This is a genomic window from Mesorhizobium sp. M0800 (assembly GCF_040320095.1).
GTDB lineage: Bacteria > Pseudomonadota > Alphaproteobacteria > Rhizobiales > Rhizobiaceae > Mesorhizobium.
Window position 1 is genome coordinate 1 of sequence record NZ_JAMYOZ010000003.1, and the last position, 24,419, is coordinate 24,419.

Here is a 24,419-nt window from a genome sequence, read left to right on the forward strand (position 1 = left end):
TGTTGGGGGTGTTCTTTTTTTTATTCCCGTCCTTCGCCGTGCGGGTTGCGGCTGCCCGCACAGAGGGGGGTGCCTCGCACAAACTTGTCTCATCTGCCGCATTCCCCCATGCGGCCGTCACGGCAGCTATCGCTTCAGCGGGCAATTCCGCCGAGTACCCGAGATAGTCTTCAAACCCCAACCCTTCACCTCCACGCTCCAGCGTCTCCAGCAACTCGCGCGGCGTTTGCGGAATCCTTTCAACGGCGTAGCCCTGTTCGCTCAGGTCGTGCAGCATTGCCAGCACGCTGGACGGCACGTCGAGACCAACCGCGTAGCCGGTGCGACCGGGGGCGCTCGGATAGTCGGGGATCAGGATGACGAGCTTGCGCTCCGCACGCGGCGTCCGCTGCAGGCGCACGAAGGCCTCGACACGGTTCGCCACTTGCGCCACGCGGTCGGGCTCAGGCCGGTTGGCGAAGGCGCGGAAGGCCAGCGCCGGGTCGGTTTCGCTTTCGCCCTTGAATGAAATGGCGCCGGCCAGGATGCGGCCGTCGAGCTCGGGCAGGACGACGTGCATGGCAAGGTCGGCGGGCGCCAGGCCGCGCTGATTGGTTTGCCAGATGTCGCGGCGGGTGGTCGCGACGATGACCTGGAACACCGGCACGCCGGCGCGGTCGAACAGGGTGTCGACACCGGGCTCGGCACCCGAGGCGAAAGCTGTGGCGGTGATGGTGGCGGCAGGCTTCAGGGTTGCGAGCGCGGTTTCGACAAAGGCGAGCGACGCCGGGTCCTTGAGGCTGGAGACGAACATAGGCACGGGAGCCATGCCGCGGTGGCGCAGGGCTTCGAAAAGCGCGTCGATGGGCGCGACATCGGCGGCGAGCAGCATCGAACGGTAGAAGAGAATTGGCACGACGTCCCCCTCCCCCTCGAGGGGAGGGTGGCCCGCAGGGCCGGGTGGGGTCGTCACGGCAGTGCGCGACGTTTTGTGTAGGCGCGCTTCGGAGAGGACCCCACCCCCGGCCTGCGGCCGGACCCTCCCCTCGAGGAGGAGGGGGACGTCGCGTTCTACGACCCCCAGTCCCGGCTCGTAAAATCCCGCCTTTGGCACGCTAACAGGTTCGGCTACCGCCGCACCCGATCCAGCGAGACTTGTCAGCCTCTGCACCAGCGCCGTCATATTTGCCGGCCCGCCCTCGCGGAAATAGCCAAGCAGGGCGTCCAACTCCTCGCGCGGCAGCGTCGAGCCTTCGATCAGTCGCAAATCCTCGTCGTGGCTCTCGCCCGGTAGGAGCGCCAGCTTGATACCGCGATTTCGCGCGATAACGGCGAGCTGGTCGCAGCCATAGCGCCACCAGTCATAGCCGCCGAGGATGCGGACCAGAATGACCTTGGCGTGGCGGGCGACGCTGTCGATCCACAGGTCGACGGACATCGGATGGCGCAGGTCGCGCAAGGCGGCGAGCCGCATCGACGGCAGGCGGTGCGCATCTGCCTTCCACGCCGCCGCCAGCCCGGCCAGGTCGCTGTCGGTGAAGGACAGCGCCACGACATCCGCAGGCGCTTGCCTGAGATCGACAGGCTCGGCGAGATCGTCGAGCGAGGCGGATGTGGTGGTGAGGATGTGCATCGCGGCTCGTACCTGGGGTCAGCCGGCGAGGATACGCTCGATGGCCGGGCGGTTCAGCCCTTTCAGGCCGATGACGACCAGGCGCGAGCGGCGGTCGTCTTCAGCGGTCCAGGCGCGGTCGTAATAGTGGTTGACGCGCGGACCGACGGCCTGCAGCAGGAGCCGCATCGGCTTGCCGCCGACTTCGACGAAACCCTTGACGCGCAACACGTTTTCTTCCTCCGCCGCCGTGGCGACGCGTTGTGCGAGCTCGTCCGGGTTGGACACAGACGCGATGTCGATGACGAACGAGTCAAAATCGTCATGTTCGTGGTCGAGCTCGTCGTCGTGGTGGGTCTTGCGGTTCTCGATGTCGTCCTCGACGGCGAGGCCGAGGCCGAGCAGCACCGACGGGTCGACCTTGCCTTGCGAAGTCGGTACGATCTTCACCGCCCGCGCAACGTGCTTGCCGATGACGGCATTGGCACGGGCCGAGCCGGCTGCGTCCATCAGGTCGCTCTTCGACAGGATGATCAGGTCGGCGCAGGCGAGCTGGTCTTCGAACACTTCCTCGACCGGATCGTCATGGTCGAGCGTCTCGTCCTGCGCGCGCTGGGCCTGCAGGGCGTCCATGTCGTTGGCTACGCGGCCATCAGCCAGCGCCGGTCCGTCGACCACGGCAATGACGCCGTCCACCGTCACGCGGCTTTTCACCGACGGCCACTGGAAGGCCTGGACCAGCGGCTTGGGCAAAGCGAGGCCGGATGTCTCGATCAGGATGTGGTCGACCCTCGGCGTCAGCGACAGGATCTGGTCCAGCGCCGGGACGAAATCATCGGCGACGGTGCAGCAGATGCAACCATTGGCCAGCTCGACGATGTTTTCCTCGGGGCAGGTGTCGATGGCGCAGCCCTTCAGGATCTCGCCGTCGATGCCGATGTCGCCGAACTCGTTGACGATGATGGCCAGGCGCTTGCCTTTGGCGTTTTCGAGCAAATGGCGGATCAACGTCGTCTTGCCGGCGCCGAGAAAGCCGGTGACCACGGTGCAGGGAACGCGCGAAAGGGAGGCAGCGGTCATGTCAGGTCCTTCAAAAGGTCAAGGGGAGGGATGCGGGCAACCAGGCCGCGCTTCAGGCAATCGGGACGGCCGCGCCATGGAATGAGCCCATCCGTCGAGGTGGCGAACAGCTTTGCCCCGGTGACGAGATCGGCGCCGCTGGTCGTGGTCAGATCACCGAAGACGTAACTCCAGCAGCCGTCGCGCAGCATGGCGGCGCTGAGCCGGCGCTTGCAATTGCCGAGGCATTCGACGGTGCGGATTTTGATGTTTTCGCTGGAAGCAGCGCGGCGCGTGTCCTCTGCGAGTAGTTCGCCGGCGCGCGGATGAGCGTCCGAACCGGTCTCGTCACGGCAGGACGAGCAAACGATGACGGTAACGCCGGCCGGGGAATCACCATGGCCGGACAATAAATCCGCTGTCTCAGCCAAAAAACTGCTGTCGCGTTCCAAATCAGGCTCCTTGCCCGGAAAACCCGCCAGGCGATCGGATTCTTATGTCCTAGACGGCAGGTCTCCTGGCTCGCGGGTCATCGCCTGGGTGCCGCCTTCCCGGGAATATCCCAGTGGTTTTCGGCCGAGGCTCGTCGCTTACAGTTGCGGGGACAGCCGCGGATTTGAAATCGAGATTTCGCACCGCATTCCCTCTTGGCCCCTGCCGTTGCGGGTAGGGGACCGTCTGGAACGGATTTAGGCTTGTGGAGGCAGTCGTGTCAACGCACGTCTATGACGCGGCGATATCCGCGAGCGGCCGGCCGAGGTCGCCGGCAGCGGTCACCTCGATGCGTTCCAGGCCGAGCCAGCCCTGCATCTGCTTCAACTCTTCGAAAAGCTCGGCTGCGGTTTGCAGCGAGGCGCCGGGCTCCGCATAGGCGGCATGGACGCGCAGCACGCCGGCCGGGCGGTCGGCCCTGAGGTCAACGCGCCCGACGATGCTGTCGCCGAGCAGGAATGGCAGCACATAATAGCCATACCGGCGCTTTTCGGCCGGCGTGTAGATCTCGATGCGGTAGTGGAAGTCGAACAACCGCTCGGTGCGCGACCGCTCGAAGACGACAGGATCGAACGGCGCGAGCAAGGCGCGCGCCTCGATCTTGCGCGGCAAACGGGCGTCCTTGTGGAGATAGGCTGTTTTGTTCCAGCCTTCGACGCTCACCGGCAACAGGTCGCCGGCCTCGACCAACTCCTCGATGCGGCCCTTGATGTCGGCGGGCGAGAGCCGGAAATAATCGCGCAGGTCGCCTGCCGTGGCGATGCCGTGGGCGCGGGCCGAGATGCGCAGCAATTCGCGGTGAGCATCCTCGGGACAGGGAACCGGTAGCGCGAGTACCGCCGGCGGCAGCACGCGTTCCGGCAGATCGTAGAACCGCTCGAAGCCGCGGCGATGCGCCGTGGTGATGCGGCCGGCCCAGAACAGCCATTCGAAGGCGTGCTTGGCATGGCTCCAGCCCCACCAGCCGCCCGAACCCTTCTGGCCTTCGAAAGCCGACGCCGCGGTCGGGCCTCGTTCGGCAACCTCGCGATAGATGTCTTCGATATAGGCGGCGTGCTCGCGGCCCCATTTGGCCAGTCCGCTGTACATTTCGTCGCCGCGTTCGGCCCGCTGCATGCGCCAGCGCATCAGCGGATAGGTCTCGACCGGCAAGAAGGAGGCTTCGTGCGCCCAATATTCGAAGACCATGCGCTTGCGCGTTACGGCGGCGTCGTCGAGCAGCGCCAGCTTGTAGGGGCCAAGCCGCGAATAGAGCGGCATATAGTGGGCGCGCACCACGGCGCTGACGGAATCGATCTGCAGCAGGCCGGTACGGGCAAGCACGCGGGCCAGATGCCGGCGGTCAGGCGTGCCGGTGGGGCGCGGGTCATTGAATCCCTGTGCCGCGAGCGCAATGCGGCGGGCCATGGCAAGCGAGATTTTTTCCTTCATGAAGGCGGCATCCGGACGATTCTAGACAGAGAAAATGACCTGCGATTCCGTGCCATGCTAACAGGGTTTTGGCGGCATCTATGTCAGGAGAGAAAACTGGAGTAAAAAGTGAAGGAAATCAAACAGGAGCGGATCGGACCAGTTTTCCCGGATATGCCGTCCAGCACCGCGATTTGAACAAGGTTTGACTTGCTTCGCCGAAAGCGCTGCGCTAACCCTCGCCGCGTTGCAGCATAGAGCCCCCTTAAAACGGTTCAGTGGTTAAACTGTCACGCTTCCGCAAGTGGGTCCGGTGCTGTAATCAGAGTGGATTGGCCGCCAACGGAAACTGCAGCATGAACGCACTTTTAGGTTCGTACCTGCCCATCGTCCTGTTCATCGGCGTGGCGCTGATCGTCGGGCTGGCGCTGCTCGCCGCACCGTTCCTGGTGGCCTACCGCAACCCCGATCCGGAAAAGCTTTCCGCCTATGAGTGCGGCTTCAACTCGTTCGACGACGCCCGCATGAAGTTCGATATCCGCTTCTACCTGGTGTCGATCCTGTTCATCATCTTCGACCTGGAGGTGGCCTTCCTGTTTCCTTGGGCGGTGTCGTTCAGTCAGATCGGCATGCTCGGTTTCTGGTCGATGATGGTGTTTTTGGCGGTGCTGACCATCGGCTTTGCCTATGAATGGAAAAAAGGAGCGCTGGAATGGGATTGAACGACAGTTCCGGTACGCTCGTCGCGCCGAAGCCCAAGGGCCTCATCGACCCCAACACCGGCAGGCCGGTCGGGTCCGACGACCCGTTCTTCCTGGAGATCAACAACGAACTCGCCGACAAGGGCTTTCTCGTCACCTCGACCGAGGCGCTCATCACCTGGGCGCGCAGTGGCTCGCTGATGTTCATGACGTTTGGCCTCGCCTGCTGCGCCGTCGAGATGATCCATACTTCGATGCCGCGCTATGACTCGGAGAGGTTCGGTGTCGCGCCGCGCGCGTCCCCGCGCCAGTCCGACATCATGATCGTCGCCGGCACGCTGACCAACAAGATGGCGCCGGCGCTGCGCAAGGTCTACGATCAGATGCCGGAGCCGCGCTACGTCATCTCGATGGGCTCCTGCGCCAATGGCGGCGGCTATTATCATTATTCCTATTCGGTGGTGCGCGGCTGCGACCGCATCGTGCCGGTCGACATCTACGTGCCCGGCTGTCCGCCGAGCGCCGAAGCGCTGCTCTACGGCATCCTTCTGCTGCAGAAGAAGATCCGCCGCACCGGCACGATCGAGCGGTAAATCGCCATGGATGAAGATCGGATCATTTATGGCAACCCTGAACCTTGGCTGGATTTGATGTTCAGAACGTCTGAACAGCGATTTGTAAAAACGGACTCCGGTTCGACGTTTTATTCTTCTGCGCTCTCAACAGACACGAAATTTGGTGCTGCTGGTGTCGGTATCGACATCCGATTGAATGATTGGGAAGCCGAGCCGACAAGCGACCCACGAATTGTCTTTTATCATGGCGACGTAAGACTGCGTTCGCTTGGCGATCGAACCAAGAATCTGATTGGTGAAATGTCGGCCAAGCTTTCCTCTGCCGCGTCGGGCCAGGGAGCAGCTACCGAAAAGCTGTTTGTGGAATGCGTTGCTCTAAATGGCGACCCTGCGCATCTGGAAACCCGGCAGTTTGTCGGAAAGCTGTTTTTTGGCGAGCCGGGTGACGATGATGAATGCCAGGTTTTTTTGACTATTGACGCCGCCAGGGCGAGCGGCTGGTTTGGTGAAAAAGATCCAGAAGACTCGCGCAAGGTTCTGGGCTGGTTGGCGAGGTTGTCATGACCCAGGCGTTGAATGACCTCTCGACCTATCTCGGCGAGAAGCTGATCGGCCGGATCGGCGAGGCGGTGTTCGCCTATGGCGAACTCACCATCTCGGTCGAGCCGCGCGACCTGATCGAGGTGGTGACCTTCCTGCGCGACGACCCGAAATGCCAGTTCATTTCGATCATCGACGTCTGCGGCGCCGATTATCCGTCGCGGGCGAAGCGCTTCGACGTCGTCTATCATTTGCTGTCGCCGAGACAGAATATCCGCATCCGCATCAAGGTCCAGGCCGACGAAGAGACGCTGGTGCCGTCGATCACCGGGATATATCCCGGCGCCGACTGGTTCGAGCGCGAGACCTATGATCTCTATGGCGTGCTGTTTTCGGGCCATCCCGATCTGCGGCGGATTCTTACCGATTACGGCTTTGAAGGCCATCCGCTGCGCAAGGACTTTCCGCTGACCGGCTTCGTCGAGGTGCGTTACGACGACGAAGCCAAGCGCGTCATCTACGAGCCGGTGGAGCTCAAGCAGGAATTCCGCAATTTCGATTTTCTGTCTCCGTGGGAAGGTACGGATTACGTGCTTCCGGGGGATGAAAAGGCAAAGCAGTAAATGGCTGAAACCTCCGTTCGCAACTTCAACATCAATTTTGGCCCGCAACATCCAGCGGCGCACGGCGTTTTGCGCCTGGTGCTGGAGCTTGACGGCGAAGTCGTCGATCGCGTCGATCCGCATATCGGGCTGTTGCACCGCGGCACGGAAAAGCTGATCGAGGCCAAGACTTATCTGCAGGCCGTGCCCTATCTCGACCGGCTCGATTATTGCGCGCCGATGAACCAGGAGCACGCCTTTGCGCTCGCCGCCGAGCGGCTGCTCGGCATCGAGGTGCCGAAGCGGGGCCAGTTGATCCGAGTTCTCTATTCGGAAATCGGCCGCATCATGTCGCATATCCTCAACGTGACGACGCAGGCGATGGATGTCGGCGCGCTAACGCCGCCGCTGTGGGGCTTCGTCGAACGCGAAAAGCTGATGGTGTTCTATGAGCGTGCCAGCGGCTCGCGCATGCACGCGGCCTATTTCCGCCCCGGCGGCGTGCATCAGGATCTGCCGCAGAAGCTGATCGAGGACATCGGCAAGTGGATCGACCCGTTCCTGAAATCGCTCGACGACCTCGACTCGCTCTTGACCGGCAACCGCATCTTCAAGCAGCGCAATGTCGACATCGCGACGGTGTCTCTGGCCGACGCCTGGGCCTGGGGTTTTTCGGGCGTCATGGTGCGCGGCTCGGGTGCACCCTGGGACCTGCGCAAATCGCAGCCCTACGAATGCTATGCGGAGATGGATTTCGACATTCCGATCGGCAAGAACGGTGACTGTTTCGACCGCTACCTAGTGCGCATGGAAGAGATGCGCCAGTCGGCCAAGATCATGCGCCAGTGCGTTGACCTGTTGCTCGGCAAGGAGGGCGCCGGCCCGGTGTCGAACCTCGACGGGAAGGTGGTGCCGCCGAAGCGCGCGGCGATGAAGCGCTCGATGGAAGCGCTGATCCATCACTTCAAGCTCTACACCGAAGGCTACCGCGTGCCGGCCGGCGAGGTCTATGCCGCCGTCGAGGCACCGAAGGGCGAGTTCGGCGTCTATCTCGTCTCCGACGGCACCAACAAGCCCTATCGCTGCAAGCTGCGCGCGCCCGGCTTCGCGCATCTCCAGGCCATGGACTTTTTGTGTCGCGGCCACATGTTGGCCGACGTCACCGCCGTGTTGGGTTCACTCGACATCGTGTTTGGTGAGGTCGATCGGTGATGATGGGAATGGCTCGACCGTCAAAGGCGTTTCTGGCCGCGGCATGCCTTGCGGCTTCCGCTGAAGTGTCGCTTGCTGGGTCCGGTGAGGGTCTCTCGTCGACCGATCTTCTCAAAGAGGGGTTCAAGCTTATTGCAGAAGGCGATCTGCTTACAGTCCGTGGCTTGAGCACCCAGACCCCAGCAATGGATGAGGGCATTCTTGTCCATGGCCGGCCGTCGACATCGTCCAACTGCGCGGTTCATGACAACCTCGTAGCGTCATTGATCCCCGAAGAATATCGTTGCAAGCCAATAGCTTGGGTGTATAGCCGCTATGACGGATACATCCGCCTGAAGCGTGGAAATGAAGAGTTCGTATGCGTTTTGGGGCGATCCGAGGATTGCTATCGCGCCTACAACTCTAACCAGTAGAAACATAGAAGCGAAATCGTAATGTCAGTCCGCCGTCTCGCAGAAGCCAGCCTCCAGCCAGCCTCCTTCGCCTTCAACCGGGCGAATGCGGCGGCGGCGAAGCAGTGGATCAAGAAATATCCGAAGGGGCGCGAGCAGTCCGCGATCATTCCCTTGCTGATGCTGGCGCAGGAACAGGAAGGCTGGGTGACCAAGGCGGCGATCGAGACGATCTCCGACATGCTCGACATGCCCTATATCCGTGGGCTGGAAGTCGCCACCTTCTATACGCAATACCAGCTCAATCCGGTCGGCACCCGCGCGCATATCCAGGTCTGCGGCACCACGCCCTGCATGCTGCGCGGCTCGGAAGCGCTGATGGATGTGTGCCGCTCGAAGATCCATCACGACCAGTTTCACACCAATGACAAGGGTACGCTGTCGTGGGAGGAGGTCGAGTGCCTCGGCGCCTGCGTCAACGCACCGATGGTGATGATATTCAAGGACACCTATGAGGATTTGACGCCGGAGCGGCTTGCCGAGATCATCGACCTCTATGACGCCGGCAAAGGTGCTTCGGTGACGCCAGGACCGCAAAACGGCCGCATCACCTCGGAGCCGGCCAGCGGCCTGACGACCCTCAAGAGCGAAAAGGCGATCCTCAAGGCGACCCGCGACCGGGAAACCAGGGCGGCGACCAAGGCCGCCAAGGATGCAGAGCCGGCGGCTGCCGCCGCAGCACCAGTTCCGCCAGCGGCTTCGGCCGCGCCTGCACCGGCGCCGGTTGCGCCCTCGAATGCCAGCAAGCCGAAAACCGATGCGGTCGAGACCAGCCCGGCGCTGAAATCGCCATCGGCGACAAAAGTCGCGCCCGCGGTGGAGAAGGCGGCGAGCGTCGCAGCGCCTCTGCATTCGGCCGCCAATGCCAACAAGGCCGAGCCGCAGGTCGAGGACGTCTCGAAACAGCGCAAGGGCCCCAAGAACAAGGCCGAGCCGGCGTCTGCCTTCAAGGCGCCGGAGGCCAAGGTTAAACCGGCGAAGGCTGCCGCCAAGGCGGCCAAGCCGTCGCCCGGAAACAGGAGCCGGCCGACCGGCAAGAAGCCGGTCTGAGGAACGAGCAATGCTTCAGGACAGAGACCGCATCTTCAACAACATCTACGGCCGCTTCGACAAGTCGCTGGCCGGCGCCATGGCGCGCGGCGCCTGGGACAACACGCCCGGCATCGTTGCCAAGGGGCGCGAGTGGATCGTCAACGAGATGAAGGCATCGGGCCTGCGCGGCCGCGGCGGCGCCGGTTTCCCGACCGGGCTGAAATGGTCGTTCATGCCCAAGCAAAGCGACGGCCGGCCGAGCTATCTCGTCGTCAATGCCGACGAATCCGAGCCCGGCACCTGCAAGGACCGCGACATACTGCGCCATGACCCGCACACGCTGGTCGAAGGCTGCCTGCTTGCCGGCTTCGCCATGGGCGCGGTCGCCGCCTACATCTATGTGCGCGGCGAGTTCATCCGCGAGCGCGAGGCGCTGCAACGCGCCATAGACGAGGCCTATGCAGCCAAGCTGATCGGCAAGAACAACACCTCCGGCTACGATTTCGACATCTACATGCACCATGGCGCCGGCGCCTACATCTGCGGCGAGGAAACGGCGCTGCTCGAAAGCCTCGAGGGCAAGAAGGGCCAGCCGCGGCTGAAGCCGCCGTTTCCGGCCAATGTCGGCCTCTATGGCTGCCCGACGACGGTCAACAATGTCGAGTCCATCGCTGTCGCGCCGACCATCCTGCGCCGCGGTGCCGCCTGGTTCTCGTCCTTCGGCCGGCCCAACAATGTCGGCACCAAGCTGTTCTGCATCTCCGGCCACGTCAACAATCCGTGCACCGTCGAAGAGGCGATGTCGATCCCGTTCCGCGAACTGATCGAGACGCATTGCGGCGGCATTCGCGGCGGCTGGGACAACCTGCTGGCGGTCATTCCGGGCGGCGCCTCGGTGCCGCTGGTGCCGGCCGAGCAGATCATTGACGCGCCGATGGATTTCGACGCGCTGCGCGACCTGAAATCGGGCCTCGGCACGGCGGCTGTCATGGTCATGGACAAATCGACCGATATCGTGAAAGCGATCGCGCGGCTGTCCTATTTCTACAAGCACGAGAGCTGCGGCCAGTGCACGCCCTGCCGCGAGGGCACCGGCTGGATGTGGCGGGTGATGGAACGGCTGGTGCGCGGTGAGGCGCAGAAGCGCGAGATCGACATGCTGCTCGACGTGACCAAGCAGGTCGAGGGCCACACGATCTGTGCGCTGGGCGATGCGGCAGCATGGCCGATCCAGGGCCTGATGCGGCATTTCCGCGGCGAGGTGGAGCGGCGCATCGACGAGTTTTCGCGCAACGCACACCGCGCCGAACCGGTGCTGGCGGCCGCGGAATAGAAGAATTCAAAATGCGGACGAATGTCCGACACGAGGAAACGAGCGCGGGGCAGACGGAAACGACCAGGAGACCACCTATGTCGCTGTTTTCGACACCCGACGATTTTACGCCCGATATGGACCCGTTGTTGAAGATGAACCAGGATCTGACCAGGATGATGCCGAAGGAGATGGCCAATGCCGTCAATCTCCTGGCGCATCCTGTCGCGGGCGCGGCGGCGATGACGGCACTCGGCATCGGCCTTGCCAACCACGCCTTTGGTATCTGGATGGGCGTGCTTTCAGGTGCGGCCGAGACCTCGCAGCGGCTTTGGCAGCCGGTCGCCGAGGATTTCGAGGCCCGGACGGAACGCTTTTCCGCGACCGGCAAAAGCTCCTCGACAAAGGCGCGCGCGGCGACCAAAACCCTGATTGCCGAGGCGCAGTCCTTCGCCAACGATGTGACCGACATTGCGTCGAGCACCGCTGCGCGGAGCTTGGCGAATGCCAGCACCGTTGCAGCGGATGCGTCGGCCGGGCTGATGCCGGAGGATTTCAAGCAGCCCAGGCCGATGGACCGGCCCGCCGAGCCCGCCGACCTCAAGGCGATATCGGGCATCGGGCCGAAACTGGAAAAGGTGCTGAACGGCCTTGGCATCTGGACATACGCCCAGATCGCCGCGTGGACGCCGCAAGAGATCGCCTGGGTCGAAGATTACCTGTCGTTGAAGGGCCGCATCGGCCGTGACGGCTGGATCGGTCAGGCGGCCGCGTTGGCCGGGGCCAAAAAGTGAATTCAATATCGTGCGCGGTCTCGGCTGCGCCCGGAAGGAAAGATTGCGGAACGTCCGCAGGGGTTTGAGGCGAAATGGCAAAGCTCAAGGTCGACGGGAAAGAGATCACTGTACCCGACCATTACACGCTGCTGCAGGCGGCCGAGGACGCCGGCGCGGAAGTGCCGCGCTTCTGCTTCCATGAGCGGCTGTCGATCGCCGGCAATTGCCGCATGTGCCTGATCGAAGTAAAGGGCGGCCCGCCCAAGCCGCAGGCGTCCTGCGCCATGGGCGTGCGCGACCTGCGCCCCGGTCCGAATGGCGAGCCGCCGGAAATCTTCACCAACACGCCGATGGTCAAGAAGGCGCGCGAAGGCGTGATGGAATTCCTGCTGATCAACCATCCGCTGGACTGCCCGATCTGCGACCAGGGCGGCGAGTGCGACCTGCAGGACCAGGCGATGGCGTTCGGGGTCGATTCCTCGCGCTACCATGAGAACAAGCGGGCGGTCGAAGACAAGTATATCGGGCCGCTGGTCAAGACGATCATGAACCGCTGCATCCATTGCACGCGCTGCGTCCGCTTCACCACCGAGATTGCCGGCATCTCCGAGCTCGGCCTGATCGGCCGCGGCGAGGATGCCGAGATCACCACCTATCTCGAAAGCGCGATGACTTCGGAACTGCAGGGCAATGTCATCGACCTTTGCCCGGTCGGCGCGCTGACCTCCAAACCCTATGCCTTCCAGGCACGGCCGTGGGAACTGACCAAGACAGAATCCATCGACGTGATGGACGCCGTCGGCTCGGCGATCCGCGTCGATAGCCGAGGCCGCGAAGTGATGCGCATCCTGCCGCGTACCAACGAGGCGGTGAACGAGGAATGGATTTCCGACAAGACCCGCTTCATCTGGGACGGCTTGCGCACGCAGCGCCTCGACCGCCCCTATGTGCGCAAGGACGGCAGACTGGCCCCGGCAAGCTGGGCCGAGGCTTTTGCCGCGATCAAGGAAGCGGTGTCGAATGCGGCACCCGACAAGATCGGTGCCATTGCCGGCGATCTTGCCGCCGTCGAGGAGATCTACGCGCTGAAGCTGTTGATGGCTTCGCTCGGCTCGAAGAACACCGACTGCCGCCAGGACGGCGCCGCACTCGATCCGTCGCTCGGCCGGGCGAGCTATGTCTTCAACCCGACCATAGAAGGCATCGAACAGGCCGATGCGGTGCTGATCATCGGCGCCAATCCGCGCTTCGAGGCATCCTTGCTCAACGCCCGCATCCGCAAGCGCTGGCGGGCCGGCAATCTGCCGGTCGGCGTCATCGGCGATGTCGGCGATACGCGCTATGATTACGAGCAGCTCGGCGCCGGGCCGGAATCGCTGAAGGATCTGGCCGACGGCAACGGCAAGTTCTTCCAGCTGCTGAAGAAGGCGACGCATCCGCTGATCATCGTCGGCCAGGGTGCGCTGGCGCGTCCGGACGGTACGGCCGTGCTCGGCCAGGCGGCGAAGCTCGCCGTCGCCGTCAACGCCGCAAGGGCCGACTGGAACGGTTTTGCCGTGCTGCACACCGCGGCGGCGCGGGTCGGCGGCCTCGATGTCGGCTTCGTGCCGGGCGAGGGCGGCAGGAACGTCGCCGCCATGCTGGGCGAGACCGATGTGCTGTTCCTGCTCGGCGCCGACGAAATCGATATGGCCAAGACCGGCGGCGCTTTCGTCGTCTATATCGGCACGCATGGCGACAAGGGCGCACACCGCGCCAACGTCATCCTGCCGGGAGCCGCCTATACCGAAAAGTCGGGCACCTTCGTCAACACCGAAGGCCGCGTGCAGCAGACCAACCGTGCCGGCTTCGCGCCCGGCGAGGCGCGCGAGGACTGGGCGATCCTTCGGGCACTGTCGGATGTGCTTGGCAAGAAGCTGCCGTTCGATTCGCTGCCGCAATTGCGCGCAAAGCTCTATGCGGAATATCCGCATCTTGCCCGCATCGACCATGTCGCGGCCGGCGACCCGGCCGACATCGCCAGGGTTGCCAAGCTCGGCGGGCGGCTGAACAAGGGCACCATCACCTCGCCGGTCAAGGATTTCTACTTGACCAACCCGATCGCGCGGGCTTCCGCGGTGATGGCCGAATGCTCGGCTTTGGCGAAGAACGGCTTCAGGCAGGCGGCGGAGTAGACATGGACACCTTCTTCTCCTTCTACGTGCTGCCGGCGCTGCTGATCCTTTTAAAGTCGGTCGTGCTGATCGTCGTTCTGTTGATCTTCGTCGCCTATGTGCTTTACGCCGACCGCAAGATCTGGGCGGCGGTGCAATTGCGCCGCGGACCGAACGTCGTCGGCCCGTGGGGCACGCTGCAGGCCTTCGCCGATCTGCTGAAATTCGTCTTCAAAGAGCCGGTCATCCCGTCCGGCGCCAACAAGGGCGTTTTCCTGCTGGCGCCTTTGGTGTCGGCGGTGCTGGCGATCTCCGCCTGGGCGGTTATCCCGGTCAATGAGGGCTGGGCGATCGCCAACGTCAATGTCGGCATCCTCTATGTCTTCGCCATCTCCTCGCTCGAGGTCTATGGCGTCATCATGGGCGGCTGGGCGTCCAATTCGAAATATCCCTTCCTCGGCGCGCTGCGCTCGGCGGCGCAGATGGTGTCCTACGAAGTCTCCATCGGTTTCGTCATCGTCACCGTGCTGCTTTGCGTCGGCTCGCTCAACCTGTCCGACATCGTCTTGTCGCAGCAGGACGGGCTGGGCACGCGGCTCGGCCTGCCCAACACCTTCCTCGACTGGCATTGGCTGTCGCTGTTCCCGATGTTCATCGTCTTCTTCATCTCGGCGTTGGCCGAGACCAACCGGCCGCCCTTCGACCTTGTGGAAGCCGAATCGGAACTTGTCGCCGGCCATATGGTTGAATATTCCTCGACGCCGTTCCTGTTGTTTTTCCTCGGCGAATATGTCGCCGTCGTCCTGATGTGCGCGCTGGCCACCATCCTGTTCCTTGGCGGCTGGCTGCCGCCCTTCAACTTCGCGCCGTTCACCTGGGTGCCGGGGCTGATCTGGTTTGTGCTCAAGGTCTGCCTGGTGTTCTTCATGTTCTCCATGGTGAAGGCGTTCGTGCCGCGCTACCGCTACGACCAGCTGATGCGGCTCGGCTGGAAGGTCTTCCTGCCGATCTCGCTGTTCATGGTGGTCGCCACCGCCGCCTTCCTGAAGATCACGGGGTTTGCGTGATGGGCAATCTGACCGCTGGTTTTCTGGGTGCAGTTGTCGGCGTGCTCGTTGCAATCTTTGGCAACATTGTTGTGCTGCCCTACGTCTTGCGGCAACAGGAACGAAGGTTGGCAGCAAACTACCGAGTTCCGGTGTTTGGCTGGGACAAGCAGAAATTGGCGTCGTTTACGAGACTTATGTACCGTTTCCAGATGCCTGTCATTTTCGGATTTATCGGCGCAATTGCTGCAATGCAGATCTTTGGAGGTGCCGAATGAGTGCTCTGTCTCAAGCCGCGAAATCGCTGCTTTTGCAGGATTTCGTCGGCGCTTTCTTCCTGTCGATGCGCCAGTTCTTCGCGCCGAAGGAGACGATCAACTATCCGCATGAAAAGGGGCCGGTCAGCCCGCGCTTCCGCGGCGAGCATGCGCTGCGCCGCTATCCGAACGGCGAGGAACGCTGCATCGCCTGCAAATTGTGCGAGGCGATCTGCCCGGCGCAGGCCATCACCATCGAGGCCGGCCCGCGCCGCAATGACGGCACGCGGCGCACGGTGCGCTACGACATCGACATGGTGAAATGCATCTATTGCGGCTTCTGCCAGGAGGCCTGCCCGGTCGACGCCATCGTCGAGGGGCCGAATTTCGAGTTCGCGACGGAGACGCGCGAGGAGCTGTATTACGACAAGGACAGGCTCCTGGCCAATGGCGACCGCTGGGAGCGTGAGCTGGCGCGCAACATCTCGCTGGATGCGCCTTACCGCTGATATTTGACGCATGGACGGGGCGAGAGGCCTCGTTTAAGGAACACGCAACTTGCCGACCGGAGGCGGTGGCAAAAAACAGGACGAACGTCCTGTTCGGACAGGAAACCCGGGGGAACCCATGCTGAGTGGACTAGAGGCGGCCTTTTTCTACCTCTTCGCCTTTGTCGCGGTGGCATCGGCGTTCATGGTCATTTCGGCGCGCAATCCCGTGCATTCGGTGCTGTTCCTGATCCTGACCTTCTTCAACGCCGCCGGCCTGTTCATGCTGACCGGCGCCGAGTTCCTGGCGATGATCCTGCTCGTCGTCTATGTTGGCGCGGTGCTGGTGCTGTTCCTGTTCGTCGTCATGATGCTCGACGTCGACTTCGCCGAAATGAAGGAAGGCGCCCTGCAATATGCACCGATCGGCGCGCTGGTCGGGCTGATCCTGGCGGCGGAGCTGATCATCGTGCTCGGCGGCTATACATTCGCGCCGAAACTGGCGGCGACGGTCGCCAAGCCCATCCCGGACCTGGCCGCGCGCTCGAACACGGCAGCGCTCGGCGACATCCTCTATACGGATTACCTCTATTACTTCCAGGTGGCTGGGCTGGTGCTGCTGGTCGCCATGATCGGCGCCATCGTGCTGACGCTGCGCCACAAGCCGGGCGTCAAGCGGCAGTCGATCGCCGCCCAGGTCGGCCGCACGGCGGCAACCGGAGTGGAAATCCGCAAGGTCAAGACGGGCGAAGGAGTCTGAGATGGTCGTCGGCATCGCGCACTACCTGACCGTATCGGCGATCCTGTTCACGCTCGGCGTGTTCGGCATCTTCCTGAACCGCAGGAACGTCATCGTCATCCTGATGTCGATCGAGCTGATCCTGCTTGCGGTCAACATCAATTTCGTCGCCTTCTCGGCGGCGCTCGGCGACCTGGTCGGCCAGGTGTTCGCACTGTTCGTGCTGACGGTCGCGGCGGCCGAAGCGGCGATCGGCCTTGCCATTCTGGTCGTCTTCTTCCGCAACCGCGGCTCGATCGCGGTCGAAGACGTGAACATGATGAAGGGTTGACGGAACCACCATGTATCAGGCCATCGTCTTCCTTCCGCTGCTCGGCTTCTTGATCGTCGGCCTGTTCGGCACTTCGCTCGGGGCCAAGGCTTCAGAATACATCACCTCCGGCTTCCTGGTGATCGCGGCCGTGCTGTCGTGGGTCGCCTTCTTCTCGGTCGGTTTCGGCGGCGGCGAGGTGTTCACCGTGCCAGTGATGCGCTGGATCCAGTCGGGCGGCCTTGAAGCGTCGTGGGCGCTCAGGATCGACACACTGACGGTGGTCATGCTGGTCGTCGTCAACACGGTGTCGTCGCTGGTCCATATCTACTCGATCGGCTACATGCATCACGATCCGGACCGGCCGCGCTTCTTCGCCTATCTGTCGCTGTTTACCTTCGCCATGCTGATGCTGGTGACGGCCGACAACCTCGTGCAGATGTTCTTCGGCTGGGAAGGCGTCGGCCTTGCCTCCTATCTGCTGATCGGCTTTTGGTACAAGAAGCCGTCGGCCAATGCGGCTGCGATCAAGGCCTTCGTCGTCAACCGCGTCGGCGATTTCGGCTTTGCGCTCGGCATATTCGGCGTGTTCGTGCTGTTCGGCTCGGTCAATCTCGGCACCATCTTCGCCAATGCGGCGACGTTCATTCCGGCGGAAGGCGCGCCGCAAGGTGCGGCCGTGCTGACCTTCCTCGGCTATGCGCTCGACAAGCAGGCTGCGATGACGGTCGTCTGCCTGCTCCTGTTCATGGGCGCCATGGGCAAGTCGGCGCAGGTGCCGCTTCACACCTGGCTGCCGGATGCCATGGAAGGCCCGACGCCGGTCTCGGCACTGATCCATGCCGCGACCATGGTGACGGCAGGCGTGTTCATGCTGGCGCGGCTGTCGCCGCTGTTCGAGCTGTCGCATTCGGCGCTGACCGTGGTCACCTTCATCGGCGCCTTCACCGCCTTCTTCGCGGCGACAGTCGGTCTCGTCCAGAACGACATCAAGCGCGTCATTGCCTATTCGACCTGTTCGCAACTCGGCTACATGTTCGTGGCGCTCGGCGTCGGCGCCTACGGCGCGGCGATCTTCCATCTGTTCACCCACGCCTTCTTCAAGGCGCTGCTGTTCCTCGGCTCGGGCTCGGTCATCCACGCCGTCTCCGACGAGCAGGACATGCGCAAGATGGGCGGCCTGAGGACGCTCATTCCGAAAACGTACTGGATGATGGTGATCGGCACGCTGGCGCTGACCGGTGTCGGCATTCCGGTAACGATCATCGGCACGGCCGGCTTCTTTTCCAAGGACGCCATCATCGAAGCGGCCTTCGCCGGCCACAATGCGGTCGCCGCGTTTGCCTTCATATTGCTGGTCATTGCTGCCTGCTTCACCTCCTTCTACTCGTGGCGACTTATCTTCATGACCTTCCACGGCGAGCCGCGGGCCAGCCACGAGGTCATGCACCATGTCCATGAATCGCCGCCGGTCATGCTGGTGCCGCTGTTCATCCTGGCGGCGGGCGCGCTGTTCGCCGGCGTGATCTTCCACGGCGCCTTCTTCGGCGAGAGCTATGCCGAATTCTGGAAGGCGTCGCTGTTCACGCTGCCGGACAACCACATCCTGCACGAAATCCACGAAGTGCCGTTGTGGGTCGAGCTGTCACCGTTCATCGCCATGCTGATCGGCTTTGCGATTGCCTGGCAGTTCTATATTCGCGCGCCGGAAATGCCTCGGAGCGTCGCCGCCAACCATCGCCTGCTCTACGCCTTCCTGCTCAACAAATGGTATTTCGACGAGCTCTACGACTTCCTGTTCGTGCGGCCGGCAAAGCGCCTCGGCAGCTTCCTGTGGAAGACCGGCGACGGCACCGTCATCGACGGGCTCGGGCCGGACGGCATTTCGGCGCGCGTCGTCGACGTCACCAACCGGGTCGTCAAGCTGCAGACCGGCTATCTCTACCACTATGCCTTCGCCATGCTGATCGGCGTTGCCGCACTCGTCACCTGGATGATGCTCTGATGACCGCCTGGCCGATCCTATCGCTGGTCACCTTCCTGCCGCTGGTTGGTGTGCTGCTCATCCTTTTCGTGCGTGACGACAGCGAGAACGCGCGCCGCAACATCCGCGCCATAGCACTGTTCACGACCGCGTTCACCTTCGTGGTTTCGCTGTTTATCTGGACCGGCTTCGACAATTCGCAGCCCGGCTTCCAGTTCGTCGAGAAGTTTGCCTGGCTGGATTCCGGCATCTCCTACCATATGGGCGTAGACGGCATCTCCATGCTGTTCGTCATCCTGACCACCTTCCTGATGCCGCTCTGCATTCTCGCCTCGTGGGAATCGATCGAGAAGCGCGTCAAGGCCTATATGATCGCCTTCCTGCTGCTCGAGACGCTGATGATCGGCGTGTTCTGCGCGCTCGACATCGTCTTGTTCTATGTCTTCTTCGAAGCCGGCCTGATCCCGATGTTCATCATCATCGGCGTGTGGGGCGGCAAGCGGCGCGTCTATGCCTCGTTCAAGTTCTTCCTCTATACGCTGGCCGGGTCGGTGCTGATGCTGCTCGCCATCATGGCGATGTTCTTCCAGTCCGGCACCACCGACATCCCGACGCTTCTGACCCATAACTTCCCGGCCAATATGCAGACCTGGCTATGGCTTGCCTTCTTCGCGTCCTTCGCGGTGAAGATGCCGATGTGGCCGGTGCATACCTGGCTGCCGGACGCGCATGTCGAGGCGCCGACGGCCGGCTCGGTGATCCTGGCCGCCATCCTGCTCAAGATGGGCGGGTACGGCTTCCTGCGTTTTTCGCTGCCGATGTTTCCGATCGCATCCGAAATGTTCGCGCCTCTTATCTTCACGCTCTCCGGCGGCGCCATCATCTACACCTCGCTGGTGGCGCTGATGCAGGAGGACATGAAGAAGCTGATCGCCTATTCGTCGGTCGCTCACATGGGCTTCGTTACCATGGGCATCTTCGCGATGAACCAGGAAGGCGTCCAAGGTTCGATCTTCCAGATGCTGTCGCACGGCCTGGTCTCCGGCGCGCTGTTCCTCTGCGTCGGCGTCGTCTACGACCGCATGCACACGCGTGACATCGACGCCTATGGCGGGTTGGTCAACAACATGCCGAAATATGCAACCGTGTTCATGATCTTCACCATGGCCAACGTCGGCCTGCCCGGCACCAGCGGCTTCGTCGGCGAGTTCCTGACCATGCTCGGCGTGTTCCGGGTCAACACCTGGGTGGCGTTCTTCGCCGCCACCGGCGTCGTCCTTTCGGCGGCCTATGCGCTCTGGCTCTACCGCAAGGTGATCTTCGGCGCGCTGACCAAGGAAAGCCTGAAAGGCCTGCTCGACCTGTCGACGCGCGAGAAGGTGATCATCTATCCGCTGGTCGCGCTGGTCATCTTCTTCGGCGTCTATCCGGCGCCGATCTTCGACGCGACCGCCGAATCGGTCAAGGCGCTCGTTACCAATGTCACCGCATCCATCGGCGCCGCGCAGACCGCGGCGGCGAACTGACTGGGGGTTTTGCGAACCATGACGCCGGACCTTCTCTCAAGCCTGTCGCTCTCGACGCCAGAGCTGATCCTCGCCATCGGCGCCTTGGCGCTGTTGATGCTCGGCGCCTATTCGCGCGCCAACACCACTGTCACGGTGAGCGGCCTTGCCGTCGCCGTGCTGGTGATCGCCGGCGCCTGGCTGGTCTTTTCGCCGGGACAGGGCAACGCCTATGGCGAAGCCTTCATCCAGGATCCGTTCGCCCGCTTCATGAAGGTGCTGGCGCTGGTCGGCTCGGCGGTGACGCTGGTCATGTCGGTCCGCTTTGCCCAGGCGGAGCGTTTCGACAAGTTCGAATATCCGGTGCTGATCCTGCTCTGCACGCTCGGCATGATGCTGATGATCTCGGCCAACGGCATGATCGGGCTCTATCTCGGCCTCGAGCTGCAGTCGCTGGCGATCTACGTGCTGGCGGCGATCAACCGGGACAATCTGCGCTCGACCGAGGCCGGGCTGAAGTACTTCGTCCTTGGCGCGCTGTCGTCGGGCATGCTGCTTTACGGTATCTCGCTGGTCTACGGCTACACCGGCAACACCGGCTTCCAGGAGATCGCCACGGCGCTGAGCGGCGGTGAGCGCCAGCTTGGGCTCGTCTTCGGCCTGGTTTTCGTGCTGGCCGGCCTTGCCTTCAAGATCTCGGCGGTGCCGTTCCATATGTGGACGCCCGACGTCTATGAGGGCGCGCCGACGCCGGTGACGGCTTTTCTGGCGGCGGCACCGAAGATGGCGGCGATGGCGCTGATGGTGCGCGTCACCATGGGCGCCTTCAAGCCGATCGCCGCCGACTGGCAGCAGATCATCGTCTTCATCTCGATCGCCTCGATGGCGCTTGGTGCCTTTGCGGCCATCGGCCAGACCAACATCAAACGGCTGATGGCCTATTCCTCCATCGGTCATATGGGTTATGCGCTGGTCGGCCTTGCCGCGAACAGCCAGGACGGCGTGCGCGGCGTCGCCATCTACATGCTGATCTATCTGGTGATGACGCTCGGCACCTTCGCCTTCATCCTCGCCATGCGGCGCAAGGAGGGCAATGTCGAGCAGATCAGCGATCTCGCCGGCCTGTCGGCGACCAATCCGATCATGGCGACGATCCTCACCATCCTGATGTTCTCGCTGGCCGGCATCCCGCCGCTCGCCGGCTTCTGGGGGAAATGGTACGTGTTCCTCGCCGCCATCAATGCCCACCTCTACGCGCTGGCGATCATCGGCGTGCTGGCGTCTGTGGTGGGCGCCTATTATTATCTACGCATCATCAAGATCATGTGGTTCGACGAACCGGTCGGCGGCTTCGTGCCGATGGCGACCGAACTGCGCGTCGTGCTCGGTGTCTGTGGCGCCTTCGTGCTGTTCTACGTTCTGATCGGCGGCCCGATCGGAACCTACGCGGCAGCCGCGGCCAAGACCTTCTTCTAACGGAATGACGTTCAGGCTGGCTCCAACTGCGGCTTCGGACGGGTTCCGGCTCGAGGCGCACGATACGGTCGGGTCCACCAACGCGCTGGCGCTGGAGCACGCACGGGCCGGCGATCCGGGCAAACTCTGGGTCGTCTCCAAAAAGCAGGAAGCCGGGCGTGGCCGCCGTGGCCGCGCCTGGGCGACGCCCGAGGGCAATCTGGCAGCGACGTTGCTGGTGATCACCAACACCGAGCTTCGGCTTGCCGCGACGCTCGGCTTCGTTGCCGGACTGGCGCTGGCCGACGCGCTCGACGCCGTCGTGCCGAAGGGCAGGATCGCGATCGGCCTCGATGGTGCGAGCCAAGGCAAGAACCGTTTCGAACTGAAATGGCCGAACGATGTGCTTGCCTCGGGCGCCAAGCTCGCCGGCATCCTGCTGGAATCGGCGATGCTGGATGGTGACCGTTCCGCGGTGGCTGTCGGTATCGGCGTCAACGTGGTGGCTTATCCCAAGGATTTGCCTTATCCAGCGACGTCGCTCAGCGCGCTGGGGTCTGCTTGCGATGCCGAGACGCTGTTCCTGGCGCTGTCGGATGCCTGGAGCGAGAATGCGCGGCTGTGGAACGAAGGGCGTGGGCTTGCCGCCGTCAGGCGGCGCTGGCTGGCGCGTGCGGCGGGGCTTGGCGGGCAGGTTGCTGTCAGAATTGACGGTAATGTGGTGCGTGGCACCTTCGAGACCATTGACGAGGACTGCCGTTTCGTGATCCGCGACGATCAAGGTTCGGTTCTGACGATCGCCGCCGGCGACGTGCATTTCGGCGCGGTTGCCTCGGCCGGCGTTTGACCGGCCAATACGTTTGACTGGCCAGGTATTTGACCAGCTTGAATTTGACCGGCCGACAATTTTGACCGGCCCACAATTTTGACCGGCAAGGAAGGAAAGACCATGGCGACAGCGGAAAACGCCGAACTTGTCTTCGTGCCGCTCGGCGGTGTCGGCGAGATCGGCATGAACTTCGCCCTCTACGGCTATGGGCCGGCCAATGCGCGCGAATGGATCGTGGTCGACGTCGGCGTCACTTTTCCCGATGCAACCCTGCCCGGCGTCGACCTGGTTCTGCCCGACACGCGTTTCATCGAGGAGAATGTCGCCAATCTGCGCGGCATCGTCATCACCCATGCGCATGAGGACCATTACGGCGCGCTCCACGACATCTGGCCGAAGCTCAAGGCGCCGGTGTGGATGACGCCGTTCAGCGCCGGCCTGCTGGAAGCCAAGCGGCAGGGCGAGCAAGGGGCGCCGAAGATCCCGGTGACGATCTACCGGGCCGGCGAGAAATTCACCGTCGGCCCGTTCGAGATCGAGGCCATCCCTGTTGCGCACTCCATTCCCGAACCGATGTCGCTGGCGATCACGACGCCGGCCGGCGTCGTCATCCATACCGGTGACTGGAAGATCGATCCGGCGCCGACGGTCGGGCCGATGACCGACGAGGCGCGCTTCCGAGCCTATGGCGACAAGGGTGTGCTGGCGCTGGTCTGCGATTCCACCAATGCGATGCGGGAAGGGGAATCGCCGTCCGAAGTGGCGGTGGGCGAGGGCCTCAAGAGCGTCATCCAGAACGCCAAGGGCCGGGTCGCCGTCACCAGCTTCTCCTCCAATGTCGGGCGTATCGTCTCCATCGCCAAGGCGGCGCGGGATGCCGGCCGCCAGTGCCTGGTGATTGGCCGCTCGATGAAGCGCGTCATCGATGTGGCTGATGAACTCGGCTATATGGACGGGTTGCCGGAATTCATCGCCGAGGAGGATTACGGCTTCATCCCGCGCGAAAACCTCGTCATCATCTGCACCGGCAGCCAGGGCGAGCCGCTTGCCGCACTTGCCAAGCTGTCGCGCGACGAGATGAAGTCGGTGGCGCTGACGGCCGGCGACACGGTGGTGTTTTCCTCGCGCACCATTCCCGGCAACGAGAAGGCGATCCTCGAAATCAAGAACCGCCTGATCGATCTCGGCATCAAGATCATCGAGGACGGCGATGCGCTGGTGCATGTCTCCGGCCATCCACGCCGCAGCGAATTGCGCAAAATGTATGAATGGGTGCGGCCGCAGATCGGCGTTCCCGTGCATGGCGAAGCGGCGCATCTGGTGGCGCAGGGCTCGCTGATGTCGACGTCCGGCATCGGCCAGGTCGCGCAGGTGCGCGACGGCGACATGCTCAGGCTGCATCCGGGTGCCGCCGCAATCATCGACCAGGTGCCGTTCGGCCGCATCTACAGGGACGGAAGGCTGATCGGCACCGACCAGGCGATGGGCATTCGCGACCGCCGCAAACTGTCCTTTGCCGGCCATGTCGCCGTCAATGTCGTGCTCGACGACAAATACGAGCTTGCCGGCGATCCCGATCTCGTCGCCATCGGCGTCGCCGAGGCCGACGGCAGCGGCGAGAGCCTGGAAGACCTGATGATCGATGCGGCAATCGGCGCCGTGGACTCCATCCCCCGCCAGCGCCGAAAAGACCTCGACCTGGTCCAGGAGGCGGTGCGGCGCGCGGTGCGCGGCGCGGCCAACGAAGCCTGGGGCAAGAAGCCGCTGGTGACGGTGTTCGTCACGAGGTGACGAACAAGGGAGTAGGGGAGTAAGGCAGTAAGGGAGTGGGGAAGTAGGAAGTAGGAGCGCAAACAGATGCACTTCTAGATCCTTTTTTCCATACTCCCCTACTGCCTT

23 protein-coding genes and 1 riboswitch are annotated in these 24,419 nt (G+C 63.1%); of the genes, 19 read left to right on the forward strand and 4 right to left on the reverse strand.

The genetic code is table 11. From position 1 onward, the window contains the following. From NKI18_RS04775 to NKI18_RS04790, 4 genes are all read right to left on the reverse strand, one after another. Positions 1-1,612: cobaltochelatase subunit CobN (locus NKI18_RS04775; protein ID WP_353018995.1), on the reverse strand; the 1,612-nt coding region annotated here is incomplete at its 3' end. 18 nt (positions 1,613-1,630) lie between these two features. Further along, on the reverse strand, positions 1,631-2,671 hold the full coding sequence (gene cobW / locus NKI18_RS04780; protein WP_352617406.1) for a cobalamin biosynthesis protein CobW: 1,041 nt from the start codon (positions 2,669-2,671) through the stop codon (positions 1,631-1,633). After that, complete coding sequence (locus tag NKI18_RS04785; RefSeq protein ID WP_352617409.1) at positions 2,668-3,102, reverse strand: DUF1636 family protein; 435 nt, start codon at positions 3,100-3,102, stop codon at positions 2,668-2,670. Before NKI18_RS04785 ends, cobW begins: the two co-directional genes overlap by 4 nt. A gap of 38 nt (positions 3,103-3,140) precedes the next feature. Beyond that, positions 3,141-3,344: riboswitch (cobalamin riboswitch) on the reverse strand. A gap of 29 nt (positions 3,345-3,373) precedes the next feature. Further along, entirely contained in the window at positions 3,374-4,573 is a 1,200-nt protein-coding gene (locus NKI18_RS04790) for a winged helix-turn-helix domain-containing protein (RefSeq protein WP_352617412.1), read from the reverse strand. A gap of 335 nt (positions 4,574-4,908) precedes the next feature. Here NKI18_RS04790 and NKI18_RS04795 point away from each other — a divergent pair, with 335 nt between their 5' ends. The 19 genes from NKI18_RS04795 to NKI18_RS04885 all read left to right on the forward strand — a co-directional run bounded on the left by NKI18_RS04795 (position 4,909) and on the right by NKI18_RS04885 (position 24,311). After that, positions 4,909-5,274, forward strand: a complete 366-nt coding sequence (locus NKI18_RS04795; RefSeq protein ID WP_023676631.1) for an NADH-quinone oxidoreductase subunit A — start codon at positions 4,909-4,911, stop codon at positions 5,272-5,274. Further along, a complete protein-coding gene (locus NKI18_RS04800; protein WP_023670824.1) occupies positions 5,265-5,846 on the forward strand; it encodes a NuoB/complex I 20 kDa subunit family protein in 582 nt (193 codons plus the stop codon). Before NKI18_RS04795 ends, NKI18_RS04800 begins: the two co-directional genes overlap by 10 nt. Positions 5,847-5,852: 6 nt before the next feature. Beyond that, complete coding sequence (locus tag NKI18_RS04805; protein ID WP_352617416.1) at positions 5,853-6,392, forward strand: hypothetical protein; 540 nt, start codon at positions 5,853-5,855, stop codon at positions 6,390-6,392. Beyond that, complete coding sequence (locus NKI18_RS04810; RefSeq protein WP_352617419.1) at positions 6,389-6,991, forward strand: NADH-quinone oxidoreductase subunit C; 603 nt, start codon at positions 6,389-6,391, stop codon at positions 6,989-6,991. The genes NKI18_RS04805 and NKI18_RS04810 overlap by 4 nt, the downstream gene beginning before the upstream one ends. Further along, positions 6,992-8,182, forward strand: coding sequence for an NADH-quinone oxidoreductase subunit D (locus NKI18_RS04815; protein ID WP_352617422.1), 1,191 nt, complete (start codon positions 6,992-6,994; stop codon positions 8,180-8,182). A 434-nt stretch (positions 8,183-8,616) separates the two neighbouring features. Next, positions 8,617-9,684: an NADH-quinone oxidoreductase subunit NuoE gene (gene nuoE / locus NKI18_RS04820; protein WP_352617425.1), complete on the forward strand. Its 1,068-nt coding sequence runs from the start codon at positions 8,617-8,619 to the stop codon at positions 9,682-9,684. Between the two features lie 10 nt (positions 9,685-9,694). Then, positions 9,695-10,999, forward strand: a complete 1,305-nt coding sequence (nuoF, locus tag NKI18_RS04825; RefSeq protein ID WP_352617428.1) for an NADH-quinone oxidoreductase subunit NuoF — start codon at positions 9,695-9,697, stop codon at positions 10,997-10,999. A gap of 77 nt (positions 11,000-11,076) precedes the next feature. Next, positions 11,077-11,772, forward strand: a complete 696-nt coding sequence (locus NKI18_RS04830) for a helix-hairpin-helix domain-containing protein (protein WP_352617430.1) — start codon at positions 11,077-11,079, stop codon at positions 11,770-11,772. A gap of 74 nt (positions 11,773-11,846) precedes the next feature. Continuing rightward, positions 11,847-13,928, forward strand: a complete 2,082-nt coding sequence (gene nuoG / locus NKI18_RS04835) for an NADH-quinone oxidoreductase subunit NuoG (protein ID WP_352617433.1) — start codon at positions 11,847-11,849, stop codon at positions 13,926-13,928. A gap of 2 nt (positions 13,929-13,930) precedes the next feature. Then, positions 13,931-14,974 (forward strand): NADH-quinone oxidoreductase subunit NuoH, encoded by a 1,044-nt coding sequence (nuoH, locus tag NKI18_RS04840; RefSeq protein WP_292663045.1) that lies wholly within the window; start codon positions 13,931-13,933, stop codon positions 14,972-14,974. Continuing rightward, on the forward strand, positions 14,974-15,231 hold the full coding sequence (locus tag NKI18_RS04845) for a hypothetical protein (RefSeq protein WP_352470236.1): 258 nt from the start codon (positions 14,974-14,976) through the stop codon (positions 15,229-15,231). Before nuoH ends, NKI18_RS04845 begins: the two co-directional genes overlap by 1 nt. Beyond that, on the forward strand, positions 15,228-15,719 hold the full coding sequence (gene nuoI / locus NKI18_RS04850) for an NADH-quinone oxidoreductase subunit NuoI (RefSeq protein ID WP_254818109.1): 492 nt from the start codon (positions 15,228-15,230) through the stop codon (positions 15,717-15,719). Before NKI18_RS04845 ends, nuoI begins: the two co-directional genes overlap by 4 nt. 118 nt (positions 15,720-15,837) lie before the next feature. Continuing rightward, positions 15,838-16,458, forward strand: a complete 621-nt coding sequence (locus NKI18_RS04855; RefSeq protein WP_352458241.1) for an NADH-quinone oxidoreductase subunit J — start codon at positions 15,838-15,840, stop codon at positions 16,456-16,458. Between the two features lies 1 nt (position 16,459). After that, positions 16,460-16,768, forward strand: coding sequence for an NADH-quinone oxidoreductase subunit NuoK (gene nuoK, locus NKI18_RS04860; protein ID WP_023676620.1), 309 nt, complete (start codon positions 16,460-16,462; stop codon positions 16,766-16,768). Between the two features lie 10 nt (positions 16,769-16,778). After that, positions 16,779-18,752, forward strand: a complete 1,974-nt coding sequence (nuoL, locus tag NKI18_RS04865) for an NADH-quinone oxidoreductase subunit L (protein WP_352617438.1) — start codon at positions 16,779-16,781, stop codon at positions 18,750-18,752. Next, entirely contained in the window at positions 18,752-20,257 is a 1,506-nt protein-coding gene (locus tag NKI18_RS04870) for an NADH-quinone oxidoreductase subunit M (protein ID WP_353019004.1), read from the forward strand. Before nuoL ends, NKI18_RS04870 begins: the two co-directional genes overlap by 1 nt. An 18-nt stretch (positions 20,258-20,275) precedes the next feature. Next, entirely contained in the window at positions 20,276-21,712 is a 1,437-nt protein-coding gene (nuoN, locus tag NKI18_RS04875; protein WP_352617444.1) for an NADH-quinone oxidoreductase subunit NuoN, read from the forward strand. 4 nt (positions 21,713-21,716) lie between these two features. Continuing rightward, the gene (locus NKI18_RS04880; protein WP_352617447.1) at positions 21,717-22,538 is read left to right on the forward strand and encodes a biotin--[acetyl-CoA-carboxylase] ligase; all 822 of its coding nucleotides are present in this window, start codon (positions 21,717-21,719) and stop codon (positions 22,536-22,538) included. Between the two features lie 102 nt (positions 22,539-22,640). Beyond that, positions 22,641-24,311: a ribonuclease J gene (locus NKI18_RS04885; RefSeq protein WP_352617450.1), complete on the forward strand. Its 1,671-nt coding sequence runs from the start codon at positions 22,641-22,643 to the stop codon at positions 24,309-24,311. Positions 24,312-24,419 lie beyond the last annotated feature (108 nt).

Excerpts from the sequence above, each read along its gene's own strand:
- NKI18_RS04870 (WP_353019004.1), top strand. The coding sequence starts at position 18,752 with ATGACCGCCTGGCCGATCCTATCGCTGGTCACCTTCCTGCCGCTGGTT.
- NKI18_RS04795 (WP_023676631.1), top strand. The coding sequence starts at position 4,909 with ATGAACGCACTTTTAGGTTCGTACCTGCCCATCGTCCTGTTCATCGGC.
- NKI18_RS04845 (WP_352470236.1), top strand. The coding sequence starts at position 14,974 with ATGGGCAATCTGACCGCTGGTTTTCTGGGTGCAGTTGTCGGCGTGCTC.
- nuoG (WP_352617433.1), top strand. The coding sequence starts at position 11,847 with ATGGCAAAGCTCAAGGTCGACGGGAAAGAGATCACTGTACCCGACCAT.
- NKI18_RS04805 (WP_352617416.1), top strand. The coding sequence starts at position 5,853 with ATGGATGAAGATCGGATCATTTATGGCAACCCTGAACCTTGGCTGGAT.
- NKI18_RS04880 (WP_352617447.1), top strand. The coding sequence starts at position 21,717 with ATGACGTTCAGGCTGGCTCCAACTGCGGCTTCGGACGGGTTCCGGCTC.
- NKI18_RS04810 (WP_352617419.1), top strand. The coding sequence starts at position 6,389 with ATGACCCAGGCGTTGAATGACCTCTCGACCTATCTCGGCGAGAAGCTG.
- NKI18_RS04855 (WP_352458241.1), top strand. The coding sequence starts at position 15,838 with ATGCTGAGTGGACTAGAGGCGGCCTTTTTCTACCTCTTCGCCTTTGTC.
- NKI18_RS04800 (WP_023670824.1), top strand. The coding sequence starts at position 5,265 with ATGGGATTGAACGACAGTTCCGGTACGCTCGTCGCGCCGAAGCCCAAG.
- nuoE (WP_352617425.1), top strand. The coding sequence starts at position 8,617 with ATGTCAGTCCGCCGTCTCGCAGAAGCCAGCCTCCAGCCAGCCTCCTTC.
- nuoL (WP_352617438.1), top strand. The coding sequence starts at position 16,779 with ATGTATCAGGCCATCGTCTTCCTTCCGCTGCTCGGCTTCTTGATCGTC.
- cobW (WP_352617406.1), bottom strand. The coding sequence starts at position 2,671 with ATGACCGCTGCCTCCCTTTCGCGCGTTCCCTGCACCGTGGTCACCGGC.
- NKI18_RS04885 (WP_352617450.1), top strand. The coding sequence starts at position 22,641 with ATGGCGACAGCGGAAAACGCCGAACTTGTCTTCGTGCCGCTCGGCGGT.
- NKI18_RS04830 (WP_352617430.1), top strand. The coding sequence starts at position 11,077 with ATGTCGCTGTTTTCGACACCCGACGATTTTACGCCCGATATGGACCCG.
- nuoI (WP_254818109.1), top strand. The coding sequence starts at position 15,228 with ATGAGTGCTCTGTCTCAAGCCGCGAAATCGCTGCTTTTGCAGGATTTC.
- nuoH (WP_292663045.1), top strand. The coding sequence starts at position 13,931 with ATGGACACCTTCTTCTCCTTCTACGTGCTGCCGGCGCTGCTGATCCTT.
- nuoF (WP_352617428.1), top strand. The coding sequence starts at position 9,695 with ATGCTTCAGGACAGAGACCGCATCTTCAACAACATCTACGGCCGCTTC.
- nuoN (WP_352617444.1), top strand. The coding sequence starts at position 20,276 with ATGACGCCGGACCTTCTCTCAAGCCTGTCGCTCTCGACGCCAGAGCTG.
- NKI18_RS04815 (WP_352617422.1), top strand. The coding sequence starts at position 6,992 with ATGGCTGAAACCTCCGTTCGCAACTTCAACATCAATTTTGGCCCGCAA.
- NKI18_RS04790 (WP_352617412.1), bottom strand. The coding sequence starts at position 4,573 with ATGAAGGAAAAAATCTCGCTTGCCATGGCCCGCCGCATTGCGCTCGCG.
- nuoK (WP_023676620.1), top strand. The coding sequence starts at position 16,460 with ATGGTCGTCGGCATCGCGCACTACCTGACCGTATCGGCGATCCTGTTC.